This is a genomic window from Maribacter aquivivus (genome assembly GCF_900142175.1).
GTDB classification, from domain to species: domain Bacteria; phylum Bacteroidota; class Bacteroidia; order Flavobacteriales; family Flavobacteriaceae; genus Maribacter; species Maribacter aquivivus.
Genome location: NZ_FQZX01000001.1, coordinates 2,066,276 through 2,092,000, shown reverse-complemented (window position 1 = coordinate 2,092,000; position 25,725 = coordinate 2,066,276). Strand labels below are relative to the sequence as shown.

Here is a 25,725-nt window from a genome sequence, read left to right as displayed (position 1 = left end):
GTGTTCCATAGAATAACCACCCCTTAAATAATCAATGCTGCCATTCAAATAAAAGAATTGTGAGCTTTAATGAAAAATACAATGTGCTGTATTTAAATATTACCCTATAATCTATAAATGTGTGTAGCTGTTTTCAACTAAAAATAGGGCAGTTAGTCGTTAGAAAGAGAGTTTATATAGTGCCTAATTAACCACCATTGTAATCTCCTATAGATTTTATATGCACTAAGATCTATTTATATGAGACCTCAAAACACTTATCTGAAAATTGCCTACAACAGTAAGTTTTATATCGGCATTTAACAATACAAGACCATATGCCAAGTGAGATAGTTTACAATCGTTAATTATTTCGTTGTTAAAACCACTAAAAACAGGTTTAAAATGCTCTTTCATCATCAACCCTGAGACCTTGCCAATGTTAATTGCTTTGATTACAGCATCTGTAATCTGTTGTGGTGATAAACCTTGTTCTAACAAATCACTTGCCAAATAGTTCATTTGTAAGCTATGGTAAAAATCCATGAATCGGGCAATACTATCTAACTGCCTAAATTCTTTAATAAAGATGGTCATTTCCATAGCTTTTGTTTTTAATTATCAAAGCTTCTTTACATAGCCAAAAACCATTTTTTTAAATTCCCTAAAGTCGGTGGTAAACAAATCCATTCGCTCCCCTAAACTTCTATGTTTTTCACGATAATCCCAATCAGACAACCCTTTTTCACCTTTATGTAAACGAGATAATAACTTTTCATGAAGTATTATATCATCTTCTAAATAATCAAATAGGTTTTCATGAATTTTATCTAGATTTTCAAGCATTTTCGCATACTCAGAACCCGTAGTCTTTTTATTTTTTAAAAGATTGGCGAAGAATTTTGTCTCATCTTTCCAAAAGGCAACAATGTCTAACCATTCCATACTCTCTTGATGCAGCAATTCTAGGCTTGCTCCTAGTAACAATAATGCAGCTTTTGTATTTGTTTTTGTTGTTGTCATTTTCATTCAATTTAGATATTAATACCCCCAAAAATTGAAATTTGCTTGAAACTATCAAATGATTTAGATCAGTGTCAATTATCGACTTATAAACTGAAAGAGAACAATATGCATTACTGATTCACATCATTTTACAAATGAATAGTACAACGTATTTTTATTCAAAATAAAGCCATATGAAAACAGATGCACAAATAAAACAAGACATCTTAGACGAACTTGTTTTTGAACCTAATATTGATGAAACTCAAATTGGAGTTACTGTAGAAAACGGTATTGTTACATTAAGTGGTGTAGTCAACGAATATTTTAAAAAAGCTTTAGCCAATAAGGTTGCTAAACGTGTTAAAGGTGTAAAAGCTGTTGCCGAAGATATTGAAGTAAAATATGGTGACGAATATGCTAAAACAGATAAAGAAATTGCAAAAGCAGCAGTTAATGCCCTTGAATGGAATGCTACTATACCTAGCGAAAAAGTGAAAATTTTTGTTGAAGACGGATATATCTATTTATCAGGAGAAGTAACCTGGTCTCACCAACGTGAAGCTGCTAAAAATATACTTCAAAATCTTTTGGGTGTAAAAGGTGTCGTCAATAACATAGAAATAACACCTTTATTAAAAGCTGATAATATTGAAGATCAAATTACCAAAGCCTTAGAACGTTATACCAGTATAATGGCAAAAGGCATACGAGTTCAAGTTGATGGTGACACAGTACAATTAAAGGGAAGAGTGCATTCTATAAAAGAAAGAGAATTAATTGAAAAAACAGCATATAAAGCTGCCGGAGTAAGAAATGTACAAAATGAAATAGTAGTACAATCATATCCTGAATTTGTTTAAAAAAAATAGAGAAACTGACCTAGGTCATTTTAAACAACGACACAACATTGTATTTTAGCTGTATAATTAAACGTTCATTGAAAACCATACAGATCTAGCTTTTTATTAAAAGCCTAGAATCTAAGAAAAGAAGAGGTTACGACCACTCTTTCAATACTAATTGTATCTCGAACGGTTATAGCAATATATTTAAGTAGGATCATTAAGTGGCGGTTGGGTTGAAGAACATCTTCTAGGAAACCGAGGTACTTCGGCACCTCGGTTTCTTTTAAATAATTGATATTGGTTTTCATTTCCGTAAGGGAAAGATGACCATAGCGATGCCAGAAAATTTGTGATTGTTTAAATCGATTTATAAATCATTTTAGAAATAAGATGGCGTACAAGTTTGGTTGAAAGCATACATAAATTCAAAAGTATTGCGGGAAAACAGGAGACTTTGGTTTCCTGTTTTTTTTTGTCCTTATTTAAAATTCGAAGAATCTATAACAACAGTTAGCATATAGTATTGATTCATTTTTATTGAAACAATTCATTTACAAACTTCAATTCACGTTTTTGACATCTTATGATGAGTAGAAAATAGTTATTATTCAAGTCTTGCAGACAGTTGTATGTATTTTTCTCCGTAATTCCAAGACCTCTAAGTATGCCGTAAGGTCCAGAAGGGAATTCTCCCAATTGTTTGCTGCCATACATCTCTTGTAAAAAATGGGATACTACGGTACCGGTGATAAAAAGCGTACCTATTTCTGGATTGTTGAAAGTTGCAAAATCGGTTTCAATTCCAAAAATACTTTTTAAGTTTTGATTTAACTCCGTATTAGCTTGTTCATTCTGGCTACTTTTCAATACTACATTTTGGTTTAGTTTACCTAGAACAGAAAGTTGTAAACTATTTGCAGTAAGCATATTCAATTGATGAATTACCGTCTTCAATTGCCAAAGTTTTTGATAACTATTAATTGAAAAAATTTGTTGCTCCTGTTTTAAAAGTATTGCTTTCATAACTTAGAAAGTTCGGTTCTAATAGTATTAAAACACTTTCCGAGATATCTAATTTAATTAAAAGCAGTACCTTAAAGAATGACCAAAATCAGTTATAAATTTTATCACAATTTATTTTAAAATTAAAAATCTGCAATACTTAACAATTCTTCTTTATTCAGAATTATAATTCTTCTACCGCTATCAGTTGTTATTAAACCCTCATCTTTAAAATCTGAAAGTGTACGAATGGCTGTTTCAGTTGCTGTACCAATCATACCTGCAAAATCTTCACGGGGCATTGACATGCCTCCATTAGGCTTATCTTTTATAAGACCTTTTTCATATAACTCTAATAAAGCTTTTGCCGCACGCTGCCTTACAGAAGCAAAAGCCATATCTACCAAATGAGACTGTACATTGATTAAATTATTGGATACTATAGCTATAAATTTTTGTGAGACTGAAGGATTGCCATATAACAATTTTATAAAATCTGCCTTTGGTATGGCACAAAGTTGTGCATCTTCTAAAATAACGGCATTTTCTACATAAGTACCTGCCGCATGTAAAAGTGATAACTGACCAATAAAGTCTCCAGGACCATAGAGTCCCGTTACCAGTTCTTTACCAGCCTCAGTACCCTTATAAGTTTTTACATTACCACTTTCAATAAAAAATAATGAATGAGCATTATCGCCTTCCCAAAAGATAATTTCCTTTTTCTCATAAGATTTAAGCATATGGTTTTTAGATAAGCCCTCCATATCTTCAAACTCAGAAACCTCTTCGATAAAAGTATTTATACCCTTTAAATTTCTGGCAATTTCCTTTTTTAGGTTGTCATGTTTATTTAACCTGCATTCAATTACCCCTAGCAATTCATTTTCTTGAAAAGGTTTCGTTAAATAGTCATCAGCACCAAGGTTCATACCCATACGCATATCTTCCTTTTCAGTTTTAGCGGTAAGAAAAATAAATGGGGTACTTGCCATAGAAATATCTTTCTCAAAGCTTTGTAAAACCTGAAAACCATCCATTTGTGGCATCATGATATCGCATATTACCAAATCTGGAAGAAATTCTTTCGCTTTTTGAACTCCTATTTTACCATTTTCGGCAGTGATGACCTCATAGTTGGCAAGTTCTAAAATGTCTGCAGTGTTCTCACGTACATCATCATTATCTTCTATTAATAAAATCCTTTTCATATTTGTATAGGTTATGGTTAAGATTAAGTTGCACGGTAAAAGTACTACCGATGCCAAATTCACTTTTAAAACTTACAGTACCTCCCATTAACTCAACATACTGTTTTACAATATGAAGTCCAAGACCGGTACCTTGAATATGGGTGGCGTTTTCTGCCCGAAAGAAACGTTCAAATAATCGTTTTTGCTCTTTTTCTTCAATACCAATTCCATCATCAATGATATTAAATTCTATTATTTTATTATTTCTTTTAATTTCTAATGTAACTGCTTTGCCCTCATCTGAATATTTCAATGAATTCGATAGTAGATTAATTAAAATGTGACTCAATAATTTTGGATCTAAAAAAGCCATTATTTCTGCTTCGGTATGAATAAAATGTATGCTTTGTTCTTCCTTTTTCGCTGATTCCATTTCTTCTATTAGGGTTTTACAGTATTTTATCAATTCAAAAAACGTAGGTTTTGCCTCTACCTTACCTTCTTCTAATCTGCTTAACGATAAAAAATCGTTCAATATGACAACCAAACGTTTTACATGGGTTCTAATTCTTGTCACATGTTTTTGGCGTTTATCTTCCAAACCTGGTTCGTTTTGCTTTCCAATTAAAATTGCAGAAGATAAAATTGCACTTAAAGGCGTTCTAAACTCGTGCGAAGCAATTGAAATAAAACGTGATTTCAACTCGTTAAGTTCTTGTTCAACTTTTAATGCTTTAGTTAATTTCTCCTGAACTTTCTTTTGTTGGGTTATGTTATTATAAACGAAAAGAGCCCACACCACTTGTCCGTTATCAGACTTTAATGGAGTGGTATTAACAGCATATATGAGTCCGCCGAACGTAACTTCAAAAGAAAGACTTATACCAGAAAAGGTAGTTGAAATTTTACGCTTGATCGCATTTGCCTGTATTTCTGTAAAAACTGAAATATGATCTACTTTCTTGCCTTCAAATTTTGATTTTTTTAATTTCATTCGCTTCAATTCTTCACCTTCAATAAAAACAAGTTCAAAATTAGCGTTGAAGACAGCGATAAATCCATTTGGAAAATTTTCAGCTATTGCTATAAGTTGAGCTTGACTACTTTGTGCTTTTCTTTCAGCTAGTTTGGTTTCGTAAATTTGATCTTCAAGAATAAGATTGTTCTCTACTAATTTTTGTACTGTAGATTCTATTTCTTTTGTACGATCAGCTACTTTTTCCTCAAGACTATTTGCGTATTGCTTTAATTTATTCTTATCTCTTTGAATTTCTGTTACATCATTTTGAACACCTATAAAATGAGTGAGATTATTGTTTTCATCCAAAAGGGGTGTGATACTTAAATCATTCCAAAACAATGTACCATCTTTACGATAATTTCGTAAAAGCACCCGGCTTGCCTCCCTTTTTTCAATTGCATTCACCATAATTATATTAGCATCTTGATCTGTATCATCGTTCTGGAGAAAATTACAATTAGTTCCAATTACCTCTTCTCTGTCATAACCGGTAATTTCAGTAAAGGCATCATTACAATAAATTATAGGTAAGTTAGATTTCTGGGCATCTACAATTACAATTCCGTTTCCAGCAGCATTTAAAGCCTTATTTCTTAAACGTAAGGTCTTTTGAATTTCTTTGGTTTCAGATATATTTCGAGATATGGTCAGAACTTGATTATTATTTAACGGTACAAGCCTACACTCAAAATCAAATATCCTATTTCTTATAGGCACTTGTATTTCTAATATTTGCATTGTTTGTTTTTGTAATACATTAGCCATAGCTTTTTTAAACATATTTGCAACTCTTAATGGAAGAAGTTCATTTAAACTACTACCTTCAATATCTTCCTTTGAGAGAATTGCATTTGAATCTGCAGGTATATGTATTTCTAAAACATTTCCTGTTTTATCATGTACTGTCATTACATCAGGAACCACTTTTAAAATAGCCTTATTCTTTTCTATACTGAAATGTAGCCGTTGTTCTGCCAATACTTTCTCAGTAACATCAATGCCAGAACAAATCATACCCGTCACCGCTCCATTTTCGTCTTTAGATAATGCATTTTGCCAACGAATGAACTTCTTTATATTTCCTTTAGTTAGTACCCAGTTCTCTTTAATTTCGGGTACTTCTTGTTCTCCATTAATTAAATCATCAAAAAAATGAGTTAATTTATTTCTCTTTCCTTTTGGAATACATATGTCAAACCAATTCTTACCTTGTAATTCTTTGGCACTATATCCCAGAACCTCACAACCTTTTTTATTGACCATTTTAATAGTATGATCTTTATTTATGACTAAAAACACAGAAGCTGTAGTGTCTAAATATTTCCAAAGCAATTGTTTTTCTTTGGTTAATAATATTTTCGCTTCTGTACGTTCAGTAACATCTTGAATAAAACCTTCTAAAAAAGCTACCTTACCTGATCGGTCTTGAACACAAGAAACTATTTCTGAAACCCATTTAATTTTATTGGTTGATGTTAAAATTCGGTAAGATATCTGATACGTTTTTTTTTCTAATATAGCTTCTCTTCTTTTCTCAATTACAATAGCTTTATCTTGTATATGAACTAGTGATAACCATTTTAAATTTCCTGTATCATAAAATTGCTCCGGCAAATAACCAGTAATTGTTTCACATGCATTGCTTATAAACTCTATAGAATAATTTTCATCAGTTGTACACCTAAAAACAATGCCTGGCACATTAGCAATAAGGTAACGAAGCTTTCTATCACTTTCAAAAACCGAAATATCGACGTGTTTGCAGAAAATGACGAAAACCGTTTGTCCTTCTGCAATGGTTTTAACTAATCTAAGATCTATTTCAAATTTTTTTCCACTTGTATGCAACCCCATGAGCTGAACATGCTCAGAGATTGAATTTTTCATTAATAATTTAATGGTTTTATAATTATCATTTAAAAAAATAATATCTAGTTTTTCTGAAATTAAAGCACTCTTTGAGTAACCGAACATTTGTACTGCTTGATCGTTCACTTTTAAGATAGTACCACTACTATCAATAACAAACAAACCTGCTATTGAAGAATCAAAAACGGCTTGATATAAGGCAGTGTCACTTACCCTTAGCTTTTTATTTATTATTTTTTTTGATTTGGTCATTTTAATTCAAATTTTTCAATATGGTAATCAATGCTTGTATTAATTATTTCACAAACGATAACCGTTAATTAAAACAGTACATTTTTAGCTTAAATAAAAACATCTAAAAAGCAGTTAATTTAGTAGGTTAACTAATCTTAGTATTCCATACTTTCCATCTATTTAAGCAAGTATCTAAGACTCTCTTCACCTTCTGTTATGTAGCGTACTTATTCTAAAAGAATATTCTATAATCGCATACTTGACTGTTATTTTGACCTAAAGTACACATCGCCTATTCGTGACAAATACTATTTCTTTAGCGATAAAGAAACCCGAGATCCTACCACCTTATATTATAAATGTATTATTCACCCTTAATTATAAAAATGACATTGGTCATTGCTATAATTCAATATGATAATTGTCATGTATTTGAATAGTAAAAAATATAAGGCATTTTGAAAATAGTTTTGACACTTTCTAATAAGGCATTCGTGGTATTAGAATATACAGGTAAGTGACAGTTTTAATATTTGACCAACTCTATTTAATAAAATTTGATTTTTAATTTTTTAAAAAAACCATTAACCTACCTATAATCTGCGCCAACACCAATGACCCCATGGCAAAAATTATCACCAAAAACAATTGATAAATTGTAATAGATTCCAATGAAAGAACATCAGAAATTGGGGCAATAAGAGTTACTCCAAATGTTAACAATAGAGATATGACTATTGCAGCCCATACCCAGATATTGGTAGTGACTTCATTGACCCAAAAAGATTCGGTCTGGCGTGGTAAATTAAAAACATTGAATAATTGAGCCATTACTAAGGTATAAAAAGCCATATTATTTATAATTTTTTCTGATAAATTCAACACAAAATGGGTATACATTACTATACCTATAACTGCTACACTTACGCACATTCCAAATAACACAATTGAATTCCAGTCGCTCTTACTAATGATAGGTGCCTTGGGGTCTTTTGGAGCTCTTTCCATTATGTCATTTTCTCCTTTTCCAAGACCTAGCGCCAATGCGGGAAAAACATCGGTTATTAAATTGAGAAACAAAATTTGCATTGGTAGCAAAGGAGATGGTAAATTGGAAAATGCCGCTATACCAACAGAAAGAATCTCTGCCAGATTACAAGAAAGAAGATAAACCACAAACTGTCTAATGTTTTCAAGGATTACCCTACCTTGTTTTATAGCCATTTCTATGGCTGTAAACTTATCGTTTTTTAAAATTACATCTGCTGCCTCTCTAGCTGCTTCTGTACCTCGAATGCCCATTGCTATGCCAATATCAGCTTTTTTTAACGCCGGTACATCGTTGATCCCATCACCGATCATACCTACAATATGGTTGTTTTTTTGGTAGAATTTAACAAGATCTAATTTCTGCTTTGGCGAAACACGGGCAAAGACCGAAGCTTTAGAAATTTTTTCAAATAATGTTGGGTCTATATGCTCTATGAATTTAAGATTTTGGGCTATTAATACCTCATCTGGATCAGCATCCCTTTTCAACAAACCAATTTCCTCTGCAATTTTTTTTGAGGTACCAGGATGGTCACCAGTAGCCATAACCACTTTTATTCCAGCTTTTTTATAAACATCAATAGTCGCCATAACGTCGCTACGTGCCGGATCAAGAAAACCGATTACTCCTAAAAAAACTAATCGGTCAACTATAGTTTCTGAGGTCGGTAGCTCATTCATTTCTTTAAAGGCAAAGGCCAAAGTACGTAGACCATGGTCAGCAAGAGTATTCACTTTAGTATGCCATTCACTTTTTGTTTTAAAAGGTGTAATTTCTTTTTCATCCATTATATAATCGCAATGAGGTATAAGAGCTTCAAATGCTCCTTTTGCGTATACTCTAATAATCTTACCATTTTTATGTGCTGTCGCCATAAATTTTCTGGTCGCATCAAAAGGTAATTCCAATTCTTCTGGATTAGTATTTTTAAAAGCTACAGAGTCATAGCCTAAGTACTTAACAAATTCTAGTAATGCATGTTCAATTGAGTCGCCTTGACCCTCAATTGCAGTGCCCAAGTTTTCATTGTTACACAGAATACTAGCCAAAATTATATTTTTAAAAATAGGCTGTTCTCTTATTGCCATCGAAACATGGGTCATAAAAACATCATCCAAAGATTTGTCGCCAAAAAGAATGGTATGTACTTTCATACGATCTTCTGTTAGGGTACCAGTTTTATCTGTACAGATAATATCTGTAGCTCCAAGGGTTTGTACAGCTTCCATTTTTTTAATAATAACCTGCCTTTTAGATAATCTCAACATACCTTGTGCCAAGGCAATGGTAGCAACAATGGGTAAACCTTCCGGTATTGCCGCTACCCCTAACGCCACACCGGTTTCAATCATTAATAAAATATCCTTTCCCCTAATATAACCTGCAACAATAACTACGAATGCAAAAAATAAAGTGAGCCAAATGAGCCATTTGCTTAAATGATTTAGCTTTTTATCTAATGGAGTATGTTCTTGCGATGCATCAATACCTAGTTGTTGTATATGACCTAATTGGGTAAATTTTGCCGTAGAGGTAACAATTGCCTTTCCAAACCCAGAAGTTACCATGGTACCTCTAAAGACCATATTGTATTGATCGGTAATTGGCGAATCTCCCTTTAATACCTTAACCACTTTGCGTATTGGTACGCTTTCGCCAGTTAATGCAGATTCTTTGACCAATAGATTATCTACTGTAATTAAACGGGCATCAGCAGGCACAATGTCACCTGTTCGCAATAAAATAATATCACCGGGCACTATTTCCATCCCTTTAATATGAACCCTTTTTCCTAATCTTATAGCATGTATTTTAGATTGACCCATTTTACGAAGTGCTTCTAAAGATCGTATTGCTCTTAGTTCCATAAAAAAACCAATACCTGCTGAAATTACAATAACAACAAGAATAGCAAAACCTTCTATGACATCACTAAAAATGAAAGCTAGTATGGCTGCAGCTATTAGAATATATAGAATAGGATTTAAAAACTGGTCTACTAGTATACGCCACCTTTTTTTAGGTGCATCTTTTGGTATTTGGTTTGGGCCATATTTGTTCAATAAATTTTGAATCTGTTGTTCTTCAAGTCCAGATTGAGCATTGCTTTCTAAAATAGTTACAACCTTTTCAATAGACAGAGCAAACGGTTTTTGGACCATTAGTTTATTTTTATTAATGAAATCAGTTGATTATAAATTATAATACCCTCTAAACCTTATCTACTAACTTAAAAGTTAAATAGGTTAAGGTTTGAAGGGTATTAAATGTGGGGTTAAAATTGTCTTTAAGACAATTTCTAAGCAATAAGTACCTTTTTAGGCGGTAGTTTTTTCGCTTCTTCTTTTTTTGCTAGGTTGAAACTTAAAATACCATCATTATACTTTGCTTTAATAGCTTCTTGTTTAATACTATCGGGTAGTTGCAATGACCGCTCAAAAGCATTATAACTAAACTCTCTACGCGTGTAATTATCGTCTGTTTCTTCTTCTGAAGTAGACTTTTCAGCCTTAATGTTCAAACACCCATCTTCAATGGTTACCTCAAAATCTTTTTTGCTAAAGCCCGGAGCAGCAAGTTCAATTTCAAAATTATCATCAGTTTCTTTGATGTTTAAAGCAGGTTCTGATCTCTTGCCGTTCCAAAAATTTTCTGGCATCATATTTCTTACCCATTGGCGATTATCAAAAAAATCATCCATGTCAAAAAAATCTTGTGTAATCAAGTTCCCGAAAGGTCTTCTTTTAAATTTTACTAGTGACATATTAATTTGTTTTAAGGTTATACATTAAATTATATACCAAAAATACACTCAACTTTAAGCGTTCAAAATGATGTAGGTCAGTCAGTATATTTTTTTACAATTACTTTTTAAACCTATCTCATAATTAGTAGAAGATAATTTATAGCACACATTTTCTTTACATTAAACCTTACTATATAAGTTAGAAAATCTTAAAGTTCATTATAGCTTACAACAATTACCTCTATGATAAATATCATTTACACAACCCTTTAATTTCTATAGCTTTAGGACAACAAATACCTGTTTAAAATATCATAAATAGCAAGAAACTAATTGTTTAGAAACACCTATGTGGAAATTTAAAAATTTTAATATTGCAGATTGGTTTTCATTTTATAGGGTAGCTGCAATACCTATCTTAATACTTCTTTTATGGTTTAATGAGAGAAAACTGTTTACATGGTTTCTTCTAATAAGTTATAGTACAGATGCTATTGATGGGTATTTAGCCAGAAAACTAAAAATTACGAGCGAGAGAGGTTCGCAATTAGATTCGATAGGAGATCAATTAACCTTTATTATGGGTCTAATTGGTCTGTTAGTCTTTGAAGTTAACTTCATTAAAGAGAATTTAGTTTTGATATCAATAGCTTTTATACCTTATTTACTTCAAATGGCTATTGCATTCGTAAAATATGGTAAGGCGACCGCGTTTCACACTTATTTAGCGAAAATATCTGCTGTTGTTCAGGCAGTATTTATTATTTGGTTTTTATTCTTTGGTCCTGTTTACTGGTTGTTCTATTGTATGATCGTTATCGGACTTTTGGAAACCATTGAAGAAATTACCCTCATTTTTATGTACGATACTTGGGTGGCAGATGTAAAAAGTTTTCTTTATGCTTTAAACGATGAAAGAAGATCAAAAGACATAAATAATAAATCATAATATGCGATCCTATTCTTTGTTTTCTATTGTTCTTTTATGTTTAGTGATATTAGGTATTGATATTTTCGCTTTTTACTGGTTACTTTCAATAACAAGACCAATTGAATCTGAAATTTTAAAAAACTTAATATATATTCTTTTCTGGGTTTTCACCATTGGTTTAATTACCTCTATTCTACTTCTTAAAATAAAACTAGATTTAGTTGCACCAGAGCGTCAACAATTGATTATATCAAAATTATATGGTTTAACCGTATCTTCATTTATCCCCAAACTTATTTTCGTAATTGTAATTAGTCTACTCTACTTTTCTAATTTTATGTTTTCACAAGAAGCGTCATTAATTGTTATACCTGTTATAGGTCTTCTTTCAGGGTTTTTACCATTCTTCATAATTCTTTATGCCATTTTTAGTGCTGTTTATCGTTTTAAGGTTCATCATATCAGTTTAAAATTAGAAACCTTACCTCAGCAGTTTAACGGTATACGTATCGTTCACATATCTGACCTTCATTTAGGTAGTTTTAATTACAAGTATCATATTTTAGAACGTGCCGTTAAAAAGATAAATGAACTCAATCCTGATTTAATTGTCTTTACAGGAGATTTAGTAAATAATTTTTCTTGGGAACTTAGAGGGTGGCACACGGTATTAAAAAAATTAAAAGCCAAATATGGAAAATTTGCAGTGCTAGGAAATCACGATTATGGTGATTATAGTCAATGGGCGACGCCAGAAGAAAAGCGAATAAATTTTAATGAAATACAAGAATTTTACATAAAAACAGACTTTTCACTTTTACGAAACGAAGCAAAATTAATAGAAAAAGCTAATACATCTTTGTCTATTATTGGTGTTGAAAACTGGGGCAATCCAGAATTTAAAAAATATGGTGATTTGCAAAAAGCAATGAAAAACGTAGATGGTGCTAACTTCAATATACTACTGTCTCATGACCCTACCCATTGGTCAGAAGAAGTTGCCCACCATACCAATATTACCTTAACACTATCAGGACATACACATGGTATGCAAGCAGGAATCAACTTTAGAACAAAAAAATGGAGCCCTATAAAGTATAAATACAAACATTGGGCAGGTTTGTACAAAGAAAATAATCAATATCTATATGTAACTCGTGGCTTGGGATGGATGGGTTTTCCTGGTAGGTTGGGTATGAGACCCGAAATAACCCTTATCGAATTATATAAAAAGTGATAGTACGTACCATCTTTTTTTATTGACGAGAATGAATATTAAGTAAAGAATTCTATTACTAGTTTGAAACTTAAAAATCCAAATTTCAAAAATAATATTTTACAATCTTATCTGAATCAAGCCGTACTCAATTTCATGCTGAGAAATTTCTATAAAAAAGGTTTTAAGACTTTCTTTTAGCCATATCAAGCCAATAACTAATACCCGCAGTAAAATAGAATGTGCTTTCTAAATCTTCAGAAATAACTGAATTTTCGGTTGTAATAGTTGCACTACTTTGAGGTATTGCTAAAATTGGATTCAATGAAAAAATGAATTGCTTATGATAATATTGTAATGGAAAGCTAAGTTCTAAATTTAAAATATTGAATTTAGTCGCTTCTGAGATTTCAACCGTAGTTGCAGAATTTAAATTTGTAGCTCCCAAACCTTGACCAGAGCCTCTACGATTACCCAACCTACTTGTTTTATAATACACCTCATAAAAGTTTTGAGATCCCGCATAAAGGCTTATTGTAGGATTTACTAAAAAATTACGATCATTGGTGTAAAATATACGGTTGACCATTAACCCAACAAAAAAATCAGACGTGCCGCCATCATTGAAAAAGATATTGGTCATAAGAGTTGCTTCAAGTATTTTCAGATTATAACTCAAAAAGCCCGAAACGTCGGCAAGCACTGCAGATTTTACATTATAACTTTCTTTATTAAAAAAATACGCGGTACCAGAAATTCTTCCACTTAAATGAAGGTCGCTAAAATCATATCCTAAACTGGGCATAAATAGGTCAATTCTATTATCTTCTGACCCAACTAAATATGATGCTGAAATATCAACAAATAAGCCCGATGCATTATAATAACCTATAGAAGGATATATATACGGTGCCGCTATTGAATCTCTCCTTCCCATAAATACAGCATCATTAATATAGCTAATATCCATTAAAAAATAAGATTCAATATCGTTAGAAATTTCTTTAGCTAAATCTCTATTATTCTGAGCTATTAAAATTATGGGCAAACCATAAAACAACAAAAAAGAGAGAATTTTAACATTCATGATAAATTAGTATTGGTGTATTAAAATGTCATTATTGACCCGATTTTTTACCCTTCTTTTTGGTATTAGGCTTCTTTACGCCAGATTTAATTGTATTTCTGTTAATCATCTTATTTTTTTGAACCGTCATTTTACGATGTTGATAAAGATTTTTAAACATGGCACCGTTCATATTCAAACATTCCCCTTCTTTTAGACGTAATTGTTCCCGCTTTTCATTTTGATAAGATCCATCTGGGTTTACTATGATACCGTCACCAAGATTTACTTGATTTTGAATTCGATTTTGCTCCCTGTTTCTAATTTGATAGGTTTCACCATCAATCTTCATTATTTGATATCTATTTTGATTACGCTCGTTAATTTGATCTTGATTTAACCCCGTATTTTCTCGCTTAACTTTATATCTATATTGGTATTCATTTCTATACTTGATACCATCATTATCTAAGCATTCACCATCTTTTAAAACTAATCTCTTGCGGTCTTTAGTAACATACGAACCGTCTGAGTTGACCACTGTACCATCATTTAAAATGATAGGTTCTTGCAAACGAATTTGATCACGATCGCGAATTTGAAGTACATCGCCATCTACCATCATGAGCCGGTCTTGATCACGATCTTGTATTTGATCTTGGGCAATAGTTATACTTGTTCCCAACATTGTAAATAATAGTAATAAGGATAAATTTTTCATTGTTATAGCTTTAATAAATTAAATTCCTTTAACAAATGTATTTTATCTAACAAAACATCGAAATGACTCAAGTCATTATAGACCAGTTAAATAGAAAAATATGACTGTGTTTTACAGTTTATAATTTGCTTGATAAAACTGTGTAGCCGTACCTTAAAAATTTATATTTGAGTTTAGAAACAACATAGCTATACCTCTTTTCCTTTAAGCATTTTGTGCCAATATAGATATGGAAGTATATATTTTTTAAGAATCCAAAGTCGCCAATGTTCTTTTGAAGAATCTTTAATGAGCATTCGTTTTAGCTTAGGGTCTGGTGTAAATTTCTTGGTATAATCAAATTCAGCCAATACCATTTTGCCATAACCTGTAACAAAGGGGCATGAAGAATACCCATCATATTTTTTAGAGCTTAGTTTGCCATTACCTATCAACGACAACATATTTTGTACCACGACCGGGGCCTGTTTGCGTATTGCTGCACCGGTTTTAGATGTAGGCACATTGGTTACATCGCCTAAACCAAAAATATTCTTATACTTAGTATGCTGTAAGGAATATTGATTAACATCCATCCATCCAGAAGAATCTGCAAGTGGTGAATTTATTATAAAATCTGGAGCCGTATTTGGTGGTACAAGGTGTAACATGTTGTATTTTATACCTACTAAACCATTCTCTTTTAAAATATCTAGCGTTATCGGATTATGCTCTTTAGATTGCGGACTTACCAAAAACCAAGCTATTTGTTTCTTACTTTCTATTTTTTTTAATTCGTAAGAAAATTTAATATGTATACCTTTTTCATCTATTACTTTCATTAAAGTTTTGGCTATTTCAGGAACCGAAAATATAGCATCGCCGGAGGTTGCAAAAACAACTTTAGTCTTTTTCTTAACACCCATTTTTTTAAAATGGTCATCGGCCAAGTACATAATCTTTTGTGGTGCGCCACCACATTTGTAGGGCTTAGGTGGTTGTGTAAACAATGCTGTACCACCTTTAAAATTTTTAATAACTTGCCACGTATGGTTCGGGTTGGTATAGTTACTACATACTACCCCTTTATCAATAGCCTCTGATAAACCTTCTACTAAACTGGTATCTAGTTTAAGACCGGGTGCAACAATTAAATATTCATAAACCAATTTTCGGTTAGATTTTAAACCAAGACTATTGTTCTCTGGATCAATAGAGTTGACACTGTCTTTAATCCAATCTGCATTGGTCGGAATAACTTTTGCCATTGGTCTTTTAGTATTATTATAATCATAAGTGCCTGCACCAACCAAAGTCCAGGCGGGTTGGTACCAATGATCTTCAGATGGTTCTATAATACCTACCTGCAACTTAGGGTTTTTACGTAATAAACTGCTTGCGGTCATTAAACCTGCCGTACCTCCCCCTATAATCAATATTTGATACCTTGATTTCATTTTGTTTGATTTTAATTAAAGCATGGTAGTTGGTTCATGATAATCGGATAGTTTAAATTTCCCCAACTCCTTTATTGCTTTTAGGCCGCCTTTAACATCTATTAAATTGGTATAGCCCAATGATTTTAGAATTGACACAAAAACCATTGAACGATATCCGCTTCGACAATGAACATAGTATGTTTTGTTCTTATTTATTTTGGTCATACTATCATTTAAATAGTCAAGTGGAGCATTAATGGCTCCCTCAATATGTTCACTATTGTATTCACTTGCTCTACGTACATCTAATATATTTAAATCGGCATCTATCATTTTATGTGCAAGTGCTTTCACCTCTATAGTTGGTATGGTCTCTATTTTTTTATCGGCTTTTTTCCAAGCATTAATACCGCCTTTTAAATATCCTAAGGTGTTATCAAAACCTATTCGAGCCAAGCGAGTAACCACCTCTTCTTCCCTACCCTTTTCGGCAACTATCAATATTGGCTTTTTAACATCTACAATAGTTGTTCCTACCCAGTTGGCAAAACTTCCGTCAATACCTATATTGTAAGAATCTGGAATATATTCTTTGGCAAAAACCTGAGCTTCTCTAGTATCTATAACAATTGCTGATTCTTCTTTTAATAATGATTCAAATTCATCGACTTTTAATGGTTTAGTCCCTTTTTTGACAACTTCATCAATACTTTCGTACCCCTGTATATTCAACATCACATTCTGAGGAAAATAACCTGGGGGCGGTGTTAAACCAGTGAGAATGGCATCAATAAAATCTTCTTTACTCATATCTTCTCTTAACGCATAATTGGTCTTTTTTTGATGACCTAAAGTATCAGTAGTTTCATTGCTCATCATTTTACCACAAGCACTACCGGCACCATGGCCAGGATATACGATTATATCATCTGGTAAGGGCATAATTTTAGTACGCAATGAATTGTACAAGTGCCCTGCCAATTTTTCTTGGGTCAGCTCAGCTATGACCTTTTGCGCTAAATCTGGTCTACCTACATCACCAATGAACAACGTGTCTCCGGTAAAAAGAGATGTTTCTTTGCCGTTTTCATCAATTAACAAATAACAACTACTCTCCATAGTATGACCAGGAGTATGTATTAATCTAATTTTTGAATTACCCAATTTAAATTCTTCCCCATCTTTACCAACAATAATATTATAAGTCGTTTTCATACTTGTTGGGCCATAAACGATATCTGCACCTGTTTTCTTTGCCAAATCAATATGACCTGAAACAAAATCTGCGTGAAAGTGAGTTTCAAAAACATATTTAATTTTTGCGTTGCGCTCTTTTGCCAATTTTATATATGGCTCAACTTCACGTAATGGGTCTATAATTGCAGCTTCGCCGTTACTTTCTATATAATATGCACCTTGCGCTAAACAGCCTGTATAAATTTGTTCTACTTTCATGATTTATAGTAGTTTTAGTTAACATTAAATAGAGTTTAAAAAACTTGTAAACCCTAAAAAATTCTAGAATACAAAGCTGAAAAACAGTATTTTAAAACGAAATGACCTACGTCAGTAATACCAAAATCAAGAAAAATGGTGTGGTTGAAAATTCTAGTATTCCGTTGTAAAAATTATCATAGAGATGCTTTTAGAAGAGGTTTCTTAACACGATTAATAGATGCAATAAGTATTGGAATTTTCGAATTACACTAACCCAAAATCTGAATAATAGAAAGAAGACGAAAACTATAATCTGAAGTAATCTATTAATTTTAAGTACTTTTTAAAAGAATAAACTCGCTAATATTAGACCTGTCTATAGCACCAATGATTTCACCATTTTCGGTAACTGGAAAGAAATTATTCTTTTCTTTTTGCATACGTTCCAAAACCTCCGTAATTGGGGTGTCTGCGTCAATAAAACCAACTGACTTATCTAGAATATCGCCCACTAAAAGAGATCTTGATTGTGCATTTTCTATAATTTTTTTCTGATATAGTACACCTTCTACTTGTTGATTATCGAAAACCACAAAATCCTTTTCAGAACTAGTTAAAACCAGCTCTATGACCTCTTCGAGTTTTGTAGTTAAATTCAATAAAGTAATATTGGTCAGCGTAGCTTCTTTTGCAATATGCCCCTCTAAAATAGAATACTGCTTTACCATTTGATTTTCACCGTAGGCCCCGAAAAAAATAAAAAAAGCAATCAATACTAAAAACGGATTAAATAATAACCCAACAATAAAAAATAAAATGGCCAACCCCTGTGCAATACCCGAAGCTATATTAGTAGCTTCTACACGACTTAATCTAAAAGATAAAAGTGCTCTGAGTACGCGACCGCCATCCATTGGAAAAGCAGGTATTAAATTAAAGATTACCAACATTAGGTTTGCAATGAATAGGTAAAACAATAAATTTTGAAACGTAGGTTCATAAAGCTGTTCATCAATTAGAACAGTATCAAAGTTAAAGTAGCTTCGTAAAGGAATTACCAGAGCCAATATGAGAGTAATGATTATGTTAACAGTTGGTCCTGCTAAGGCAATTAACAACTCTTGTTTAGGTTTTTTTGGTATTTCATCTAAGGTTGCCACACCACCTATAGGTAATAAAATAATAGAATTTGTTTTTATATTAAATTTTCTGGCCATAAAGGCATGACCTAGTTCATGGAGCACTACACAAGCCATAAGGACCAAAATTAAACCTTGACTTATAATAACTTTTTCAAGGTTGCCGCTATTTTCAAACTCTACCAATCCAATCCATATGAGCAACAAGGCGAACGTCCAATGTATCTCAATTTTTATACCTAAAATCTTACCTAATTCCAAGAACCCCTTCATACAAAAAATTTAAATGAATTTATTTCGTAAGCATTTGTTTAACAATGACTTTAGTCATTTGCAAAATTTTATCTAACTATTACATTTGGTTCTATCATAGCAATAAAAGGACTAAATATGAAAAAGATAATTACCCTTACCGTCAATCCCGCCATTGATAAAAGTACTACAGTGGCAGGTATAAAGCCGAATAGTAAATTGCGCTGTGCCGCACCTATTTTTGAAGCTGGTGGTGGTGGCATTAATATCTCTCGTGTTATAAACGAACTAGGAGGTACATCGTTCTGTATGTATATGGCAGGTGGACCAACAGGAACCCAAATGCATGAATTACTAGTTGATTTAGAAATTGAACAACAGGTAATACCAATTGCAGGTTGGTTGCGTGAAAATCTATCAGTAACAGATACAACGAACAACCAACAGTTTAGATTTGGCATGCCCGGTCCTTTTGTGAACGAGTACGAATGGAAAAATTCATTAAGGCAAGTAGAGTCGATACTTGCGCCTGGTGATTTTTTGATCGCCAGCGGTAGTCTTTGCCCAGGTATGCCAAAAGATTATTTTGCCCAAGTCTCAAAAATAGCCCAAAATGAAAAAGCAAAATTTATTCTTGACACCTCAGGTGAAGCGCTTATAAATGGTGCGCAAGCAGGCACTTATTTATTAAAGCCCAATTTAGGGGAACTGGCAACGCTTTGCGGCGTAAAGAGTATTTCTTTTTTAGATGTAGAAGAGGTCGCCAAAGAATTTATCAGAAATAATACTTGTGAGATATTGGTAATCTCATTAGGCTCGCAAGGTGCTATTATGGTCACCAATGAAGAAGTGGAATATATTGCGGCCCCTATAGTGCATCAAAAAAGTACCATTGGTGCAGGAGATAGTATGGTTGCAGGTATGGTCTATGCTCTGGCACAAGGCAAACCTTTTACCGAAGTGGTAAAATTCGGTGTAGCCTGTGGCACAGCCGCTACAATGACAGAAGGTACACAACTGTGCAAAAAAAATGATGTGGAAGAATTGAATTCATGGATCATGGCGAATACAACTACAAAGAAAGATTTGAGCGTAAATGCTTAAGACTACAAAACCTTTGAAATATTATATTATGGATTATTATTTTTTAACGCAACTAAAGAATTCATCATTTGCCAATGCACTACTAAAAACTAAAGATGCTCTGCAAAGAGAAGGTTTCGGTGTGCTTACTGAAATAGATATGAAAGCCACACTTAAAAATAAATTAGATGTAGACTTTCATAATTATAAAATATTAGGGGCATGTAACCCTTCTTTGGCTTATGAGGCATTAAAGGCAGAAGATAAAATTGGAACCATGCTACCTTGTAATGTTATTTTACAAGAAAAAGAGCAGAACTTTATAGAGATTGCCGCAGTAGACCCAGCGGCGTCTATGAAAGCCGTAAATAACGAAGCTTTAATAAAAATAGCCGAAACCGTACGCGAAAAACTAAGAACAGTAATAGAGAATATTTCTGTATGATTGATCTAAGTTCAAATGCTCGACAGATACTAAAAGCTCGTTATTTACGCCAAACAGATAGAATAGAAACCCCAGAAGATCTTTTCAAAAGAGTTGCTAAACATATAGCAACCGTAGAAAATGTGAACAAAAATTTATGGTTTGATAGATTCTATAAGGTAATGCGTAATCTTGAATTTCTACCTAATAGTCCTACACTTATGAACGCAGGTTTACCAAATGGTCAGCTTAGTGCCTGTTTTGTATTACCAATTGAAGATAATCTTAATGCCATTTTCACCACACTTAAAAATGCTGCTTTAATTCATCATAATGGTGGTGGCACAGGCTATAATTTTTCAAAAATTAGACCTAAAGATGATTTAATTTCTTCATCAGAAGGCTCTTCCGCCGGTCCTGTTTCTTTTATGAAAATATATGATACTGCAACGGAATATGTTAAACAAGCAGGTAAACGACGTGGCGCAAATATGGGCATCTTAAATATAAACCATTCTGATATTGAAGAATTTATTTCCTCCAAATCTGATTTACATAGTTTACAGAACTTCAATATTTCAGTAGGTATAACCAATGATTTTATGTACGCCCTTGAAAAAGACAAAGATTGGCAATTGGTCAACCCACGCACAAATAAGGTTTCAAAAACCTTGAGTGCCAAAAAACTCTGGGACTCAATAATAGAACAAGTTTTAAAGACAGGCGATCCAGGACTTATTTTTTTAGATACGATTAATCAAAACAATCCACTAAATAAACTAGGTAAAATACAAAGTACCAACCCCTGTGGAGAAGTTCCGTTATTCAATTACGAGAGTTGCAATCTTGGCTCTATCAACTTAAAAAAAATGGTAGTACAGAATTCAACCAATATTGAAATAGATTGGAAAAAGCTTGAAAGAACCATTACCATTGCTATTCGGTTTTTAGACAACGTCATAAGTTGTAATTACTTTGTATTACCACAGATTCAAGAAATAACGCTCTCTAATAGAAAAATAGGGTTGGGCGTTATGGGGTGGGCAGAACTTTTGATTATGCTCGAGATACCTTATGCTTCTAATAAAGCAGTAGAACTTGCCGAAACTGTTATGAAGTTTATTCATGAAAAAAGTTATAATGCCTCACAATTATTAGCAAAGAAAAGAGGCTGTTTTCCTTCATGGAAACAAAGTAGTTTTTCCCCTCATATGCTTTTGCGCAATGCCACGTGCAATAGTATAGCCCCAACAGGTAGTATCTCAATAATAGCAGACACCTCTTACGCTATTGAACCGCTTTATGCTCTGGCATACAAAAGAACTGGTATACTTGAGAATACCACCCAAATGGAGATAAATGCAACATTCGTTGATAAAATGAAATCTTTGGGGTTATGGTCAGAACAACTGCATTCTGAAATTATTGAAAAGGGTAGTATTCAACATGTGAAAAATATACCAACTCACCTAAAAAACCTTTTTAAAACAAGTCTAGAAATTTCATGGAAGTATCATTTATTACATCAAAGAGCTTTTCAAAGATATACCGATAATGCTGTATCAAAAACGATAAACTTACCGAATACTACCACGTTTGAAGAAGTATCTGAAATCTACAAAACTGCTTGGAAGTATAAATTGAAAGGAATTACTATTTACCGTAACGGTAGCAGAGACAATCAAATTTTACAATTATGCGGATTCAATAAGGAAGATGTATGCAGTTAAATAAAGCAATACCCAAGAACGAGCGTGATACTATTCAAAAAATACCGAAACAATTTCTTTTGGTAATAACTTTTCTAATATCCTTTCATGTAATAAATGCTCAACATAATTTCAGCAGTGAATTTAATGAAAAAGGCGGAAAAATTTTCTCATTAGGGCTTGAACACGTATCTGGTTTTAATACTTCTTTAGAATGTTATTCTCTACGGGCCGGTTACGGTTCAATGCTATTAAAAAATTTGACTATTTCTAGTTTTTTAGACCTCTCTATAACCAATGGTTTTCAAGTAGTAAGAACTTTTGAAAATTCAGCAAAAATTAGACAAGAAAACTTTGGCCTTGGCACTTCCTTTCTACTAAGATGGTATCCTTTACATTTGGGAAAAATGAAAGTATTCATTGATGTGGGCGGTGGTATACTCTATACGTTTGAAAGATTTCCTTACCAGGGTACCAAACTTAATTTTACAGCAAGACCAGGTGTAGGTATAGCAATGCATTTTAACGATAATAAACAAATAGTTTTCGGAATAAACAGATTTCATTTGTCTAATGGTCTCGGTTATAATCACCCAAGTAACCCAGCTTTTGATGGCTTAGGGTTATTCGCCTCGATAGTTATAAGAAAAAAATAACCTGCCTGACCAAAATCATTTAATAAACTATTTAATGAAACTAACTTATTGGTTATTAAAGTAATAACGTAAAAATAAAGAAATGAAACCATCAATTAATATTTGTCAAAGTTGTGGAATGCCTATGCATCATTTAATTGATTTCGGCACTAATAAAGATAGCACTGTTAACACGGACTACTGCCGATTTTGTTTTGTAAAAGGCAAATTTGTAGATCATGGTATTACACTTGATCAAAAAATAGAACAGAATATCGCATTTGAAGAAAAAAGAGGAATGCGAAGAGAAGATGCCACTATTTTGGCACACAGCACATTACCAAATCTAAGAAGATGGAAAGGTCTTAAACCTGTTGAATAGTGAGAATATAACGGTACTATTTTTTATCTTTTACATCGTTATAGGTGAACAATAAATCGATAACCTATAATTTATAGTTTCAATTAAGATTCTATTCTATTTTACAACTTCTAGGGTCTTAGGTATTCTTTATACCGCTTCAATCCTTCGTTCACCATTTGAATTGCTGCAGCACTGGTCATGGTAGCTCCAGATATTCCGTCAATAATTACACCGTCATCAATTCTACTATCCAAGTTTTTTTGCATCATAAACGTATCATCTTCTAAATTTATAACTGTACCAATAAACTCATCTTCAAAAGTAGAATGAGTCATTGCTGCCCCATACCCATCGCTTTCAGCAAAATGGTTAAATGCTATATTTTTAATTTCCAATGTATTTGTATCTAATAAAACTATTGCCCAGATTGGACCACCAAAACCTAAACCTTGTACAGGCAAAATTACATTATTAGTGTTCTTAACTTCAAAAATTGGAAAAGAGCTTGCCTTTTCTCGCTTAGTCATTTTCTTATAAAGTAGTACCGATTGTGTCATATCAATACTGGTAACAACATTATTTAAATCTATCTTTTTAAAATTAAAAACATCATCAACTGTTAAGGAGTCTGAAAAAGCAATACCAATAAATTCACCCAAATCATTTATTACGGAAGGAATAGGCGTAATTACTTTTTCTTGTGTTACACTAGTATTGTCTATTTGTTTTATAGCCGATGTTTGATCTTTACAATTAAGCAACAGAAAGCCAAGCAAAAGCATAATTATTTTAGTTCTCATATGTCTCAACTTATCATTGTTATCTTCTATCGGTCGGAAATTATTCACATGCATTCAAATAATTACTGATGATATAATTTCAAATGTACGGTGGTCAATATATTCATATTTACTTGTATTCTATTTTACGAATTTCCCATCCATCACCTTCGCTACGTAATGCAACAAGATTACCCACTAATCGCTTTGCCATAATGGGTGGTAATTTGTATCTTCTTTTGGTCATTTGAATATTATGTCGTCTTTCAAAATATTCTTCAATATGACCAGAAGTATCCACCAATACATCAAAGAATTTTAAATCATAAATCTTTAGTTTAAATTCATTCTCACCCTTATATGCCTTATCAAATAAGACACCTGTGCTGTAACCATCTTTAAATGGATAAATATTTAAAAATTGTGGTTCTATAACAACTTTTCCATCTGTGTCAATGAAACCAACAATTGTAATACCGTCCTCTACAATTTCACTTATTAAACATCTACCTTCCTTAAACATAGGATATCGTACACCGGATAAATCTAATTTAGATGTATCCGCATTTTTATCCCAATAAATATCATCTCTAAAAGGTATTACCAAATCTCCCTTTTCATTTATAAAGCCCCACTCTTCTCCCCTTCTTATAGCTGCAAAACCTTCACTAAAAGGTGCAATTTCATCAATATCCTTTAAATCTTGTGCGCCTATGGTAACCGGTAAGAAAAAAACTACTATAAAAAATGTTATTATTAAATATTTCATGATAATTGGGTTTTATGATTTTACAAAAATATTCCGCTACAGTGTATTTAAAAATGATGCTGGTCATGTGAACATCGTTTTTGTCTTCAATTGTACCAATGTAATTGAGTATAGTATGACTTACATCATTTTAATATGCTAATTAACATACTAGTTTTATCTACAAATTTTAAACTAAAAAGATGAAAACAGCAGGCTATATAATACTGGTTGTTCTATTGACCTCTTGCTCTTCAACAAGGTTTATAGATAGTTGGAAAAACAACGAAATTACGGTCTTCAAACCTGAAAAAATGTTGGTTATTGGTATGACGAATAACTTAACGGCTCGTAAAATTTTTGAGGAGAAAATGAAAAATGCCCTTTACCTTAGAGGTATAAATGCTATTGAAAGTAGTGAAGAAATCAGCATGACATTTACCGATTCAAAAAAAAATGAATCAGAAATAGATGTCCTTAAAAAAGAGTTACTGAACAAGGGCTTTGACGCTATTGCAATTACCGCAGTAGTTGGTATAGATGATAAACAAGATTATAACTCTGGTTATTATACTATTGGTAATAATTGGTATCGATTTGGTCGTTACTATTATCGTTTTCAAAATGTATACTACACACCTGAGTATTACTCAAACTATAAAATTTTTCATATAGAAACTTCCATTTACAATTTAAAGACCAGTGATGACGAATCATTAGTTTGGGTGGGTACATTTGATATTGTTGATCCAAATAACATAACTTCTACTATTGAAGACTACGTTAAAAGAATAATACTACAATTGGAAAAAGAAGGTGTTATAAAGTAATTAATTGCCCTATTCTATTTCCAAT

23 protein-coding genes are annotated in these 25,725 nt (G+C 32.5%); 9 read left to right on the top strand and 14 right to left on the bottom strand.

Annotated elements, in window-relative coordinates:
* Positions 1-225: 225 nt before the first annotated feature.
* Together BUC31_RS08770 and BUC31_RS08765 are read right to left on the bottom strand one after the other, a co-directional pair.
* Positions 226-582, bottom strand: coding sequence for a hypothetical protein (locus BUC31_RS08770; protein ID WP_073243130.1), 357 nt, complete (start codon positions 580-582; stop codon positions 226-228).
* A gap of 18 nt (positions 583-600) precedes the next feature.
* Positions 601-1,002, bottom strand: coding sequence for a hypothetical protein (locus BUC31_RS08765; RefSeq protein WP_073243843.1), 402 nt, complete (start codon positions 1,000-1,002; stop codon positions 601-603).
* Between the two features lie 176 nt (positions 1,003-1,178).
* Between BUC31_RS08765 and BUC31_RS08760 the strand changes: the two genes are divergently transcribed.
* Positions 1,179-1,847 carry a BON domain-containing protein gene (locus tag BUC31_RS08760; RefSeq protein ID WP_073243128.1) on the top strand — a complete coding sequence of 223 codons (669 nt, stop codon included), beginning with the start codon at positions 1,179-1,181 and terminating at the stop codon, positions 1,845-1,847.
* 519 nt (positions 1,848-2,366) lie between these two features.
* Here BUC31_RS08760 and BUC31_RS08755 read toward each other — a convergent pair.
* The 5 genes from BUC31_RS08755 to BUC31_RS08735 all read right to left on the bottom strand — a co-directional run bounded on the left by BUC31_RS08755 (position 2,367) and on the right by BUC31_RS08735 (position 10,966).
* Entirely contained in the window at positions 2,367-2,855 is a 489-nt protein-coding gene (locus tag BUC31_RS08755; RefSeq protein WP_073243126.1) for a hypothetical protein, read from the bottom strand.
* A 122-nt stretch (positions 2,856-2,977) separates the two neighbouring features.
* Positions 2,978-4,045, bottom strand: a complete 1,068-nt coding sequence (locus tag BUC31_RS08750; protein WP_073243124.1) for a response regulator — start codon at positions 4,043-4,045, stop codon at positions 2,978-2,980.
* Positions 4,017-7,169: a PAS domain-containing sensor histidine kinase gene (locus BUC31_RS08745; protein ID WP_073243122.1), complete on the bottom strand. Its 3,153-nt coding sequence runs from the start codon at positions 7,167-7,169 to the stop codon at positions 4,017-4,019. Before BUC31_RS08745 ends, BUC31_RS08750 begins: the two co-directional genes overlap by 29 nt.
* Positions 7,170-7,715: 546 nt before the next feature.
* On the bottom strand, positions 7,716-10,364 hold the full coding sequence (locus tag BUC31_RS08740) for a cation-translocating P-type ATPase (protein ID WP_073243120.1): 2,649 nt from the start codon (positions 10,362-10,364) through the stop codon (positions 7,716-7,718).
* A 137-nt stretch (positions 10,365-10,501) separates the two neighbouring features.
* On the bottom strand, positions 10,502-10,966 hold the full coding sequence (locus tag BUC31_RS08735; protein WP_073243118.1) for an Hsp20/alpha crystallin family protein: 465 nt from the start codon (positions 10,964-10,966) through the stop codon (positions 10,502-10,504).
* 331 nt (positions 10,967-11,297) lie between these two features.
* On the opposite strand from BUC31_RS08735, the gene BUC31_RS08730 reads away from it, so the two are divergent.
* Positions 11,298-11,897, top strand: a complete 600-nt coding sequence (locus BUC31_RS08730) for a CDP-alcohol phosphatidyltransferase family protein (protein WP_073243116.1) — start codon at positions 11,298-11,300, stop codon at positions 11,895-11,897.
* 1 nt (position 11,898) lies between these two features.
* On the top strand, positions 11,899-13,116 hold the full coding sequence (locus BUC31_RS08725) for a metallophosphoesterase (protein WP_073243114.1): 1,218 nt from the start codon (positions 11,899-11,901) through the stop codon (positions 13,114-13,116).
* A 163-nt stretch (positions 13,117-13,279) separates the two neighbouring features.
* Here the strand turns inward: BUC31_RS08725 and BUC31_RS08720 are convergent, their stop codons facing one another.
* The 5 genes from BUC31_RS08720 to BUC31_RS08700 form a co-directional block, all read right to left on the bottom strand.
* Positions 13,280-14,182, bottom strand: a complete 903-nt coding sequence (locus BUC31_RS08720; protein WP_244534025.1) for a hypothetical protein — start codon at positions 14,180-14,182, stop codon at positions 13,280-13,282.
* A gap of 31 nt (positions 14,183-14,213) precedes the next feature.
* A complete protein-coding gene (locus BUC31_RS08715) occupies positions 14,214-14,882 on the bottom strand; it encodes a DUF6799 domain-containing protein (protein ID WP_073243112.1) in 669 nt (222 codons plus the stop codon).
* A gap of 188 nt (positions 14,883-15,070) precedes the next feature.
* Complete coding sequence (locus tag BUC31_RS08710) at positions 15,071-16,318, bottom strand: NAD(P)/FAD-dependent oxidoreductase (protein ID WP_073243110.1); 1,248 nt, start codon at positions 16,316-16,318, stop codon at positions 15,071-15,073.
* Positions 16,319-16,333: 15 nt separating this feature from the next.
* Positions 16,334-17,755, bottom strand: coding sequence for an MBL fold metallo-hydrolase (locus BUC31_RS08705; RefSeq protein ID WP_073243108.1), 1,422 nt, complete (start codon positions 17,753-17,755; stop codon positions 16,334-16,336).
* A gap of 314 nt (positions 17,756-18,069) precedes the next feature.
* Complete coding sequence (locus BUC31_RS08700; protein ID WP_073243106.1) at positions 18,070-19,149, bottom strand: site-2 protease family protein; 1,080 nt, start codon at positions 19,147-19,149, stop codon at positions 18,070-18,072.
* Between the two features lie 117 nt (positions 19,150-19,266).
* Between BUC31_RS08700 and BUC31_RS08695 the strand changes: the two genes are divergently transcribed.
* The 5 genes from BUC31_RS08695 (at position 19,267) to BUC31_RS08675 (ending at position 23,361) form a co-directional block, all read left to right on the top strand.
* Positions 19,267-20,232, top strand: coding sequence for a 1-phosphofructokinase family hexose kinase (locus tag BUC31_RS08695; protein ID WP_073243104.1), 966 nt, complete (start codon positions 19,267-19,269; stop codon positions 20,230-20,232).
* 28 nt (positions 20,233-20,260) lie between these two features.
* Positions 20,261-20,656, top strand: a complete 396-nt coding sequence (locus BUC31_RS08690) for a DUF302 domain-containing protein (RefSeq protein ID WP_073243839.1) — start codon at positions 20,261-20,263, stop codon at positions 20,654-20,656.
* The gene (locus tag BUC31_RS08685) at positions 20,653-22,365 is read left to right on the top strand and encodes an adenosylcobalamin-dependent ribonucleoside-diphosphate reductase (RefSeq protein ID WP_073243102.1); all 1,713 of its coding nucleotides are present in this window, start codon (positions 20,653-20,655) and stop codon (positions 22,363-22,365) included. Before BUC31_RS08690 ends, BUC31_RS08685 begins: the two co-directional genes overlap by 4 nt.
* Entirely contained in the window at positions 22,356-23,000 is a 645-nt protein-coding gene (locus BUC31_RS08680) for an acyloxyacyl hydrolase (RefSeq protein ID WP_073243100.1), read from the top strand. Before BUC31_RS08685 ends, BUC31_RS08680 begins: the two co-directional genes overlap by 10 nt.
* An 82-nt stretch (positions 23,001-23,082) precedes the next feature.
* Positions 23,083-23,361 carry a zinc ribbon domain-containing protein gene (locus BUC31_RS08675; RefSeq protein ID WP_084134973.1) on the top strand — a complete coding sequence of 93 codons (279 nt, stop codon included), beginning with the start codon at positions 23,083-23,085 and terminating at the stop codon, positions 23,359-23,361.
* Positions 23,362-23,471: 110 nt separating this feature from the next.
* On the opposite strand, the gene BUC31_RS08670 is transcribed toward BUC31_RS08675, so the two are convergent.
* Positions 23,472-24,143: an FMN-binding protein gene (locus BUC31_RS08670; RefSeq protein ID WP_170861938.1), complete on the bottom strand. Its 672-nt coding sequence runs from the start codon at positions 24,141-24,143 to the stop codon at positions 23,472-23,474.
* 109 nt (positions 24,144-24,252) lie between these two features.
* Positions 24,253-24,891, bottom strand: coding sequence for a WG repeat-containing protein (locus BUC31_RS08665; protein WP_073243096.1), 639 nt, complete (start codon positions 24,889-24,891; stop codon positions 24,253-24,255).
* A gap of 182 nt (positions 24,892-25,073) precedes the next feature.
* On the opposite strand from BUC31_RS08665, the gene BUC31_RS08660 reads away from it, so the two are divergent.
* Entirely contained in the window at positions 25,074-25,700 is a 627-nt protein-coding gene (locus tag BUC31_RS08660) for a hypothetical protein (RefSeq protein ID WP_073243094.1), read from the top strand.
* Positions 25,701-25,725 lie beyond the last annotated feature (25 nt).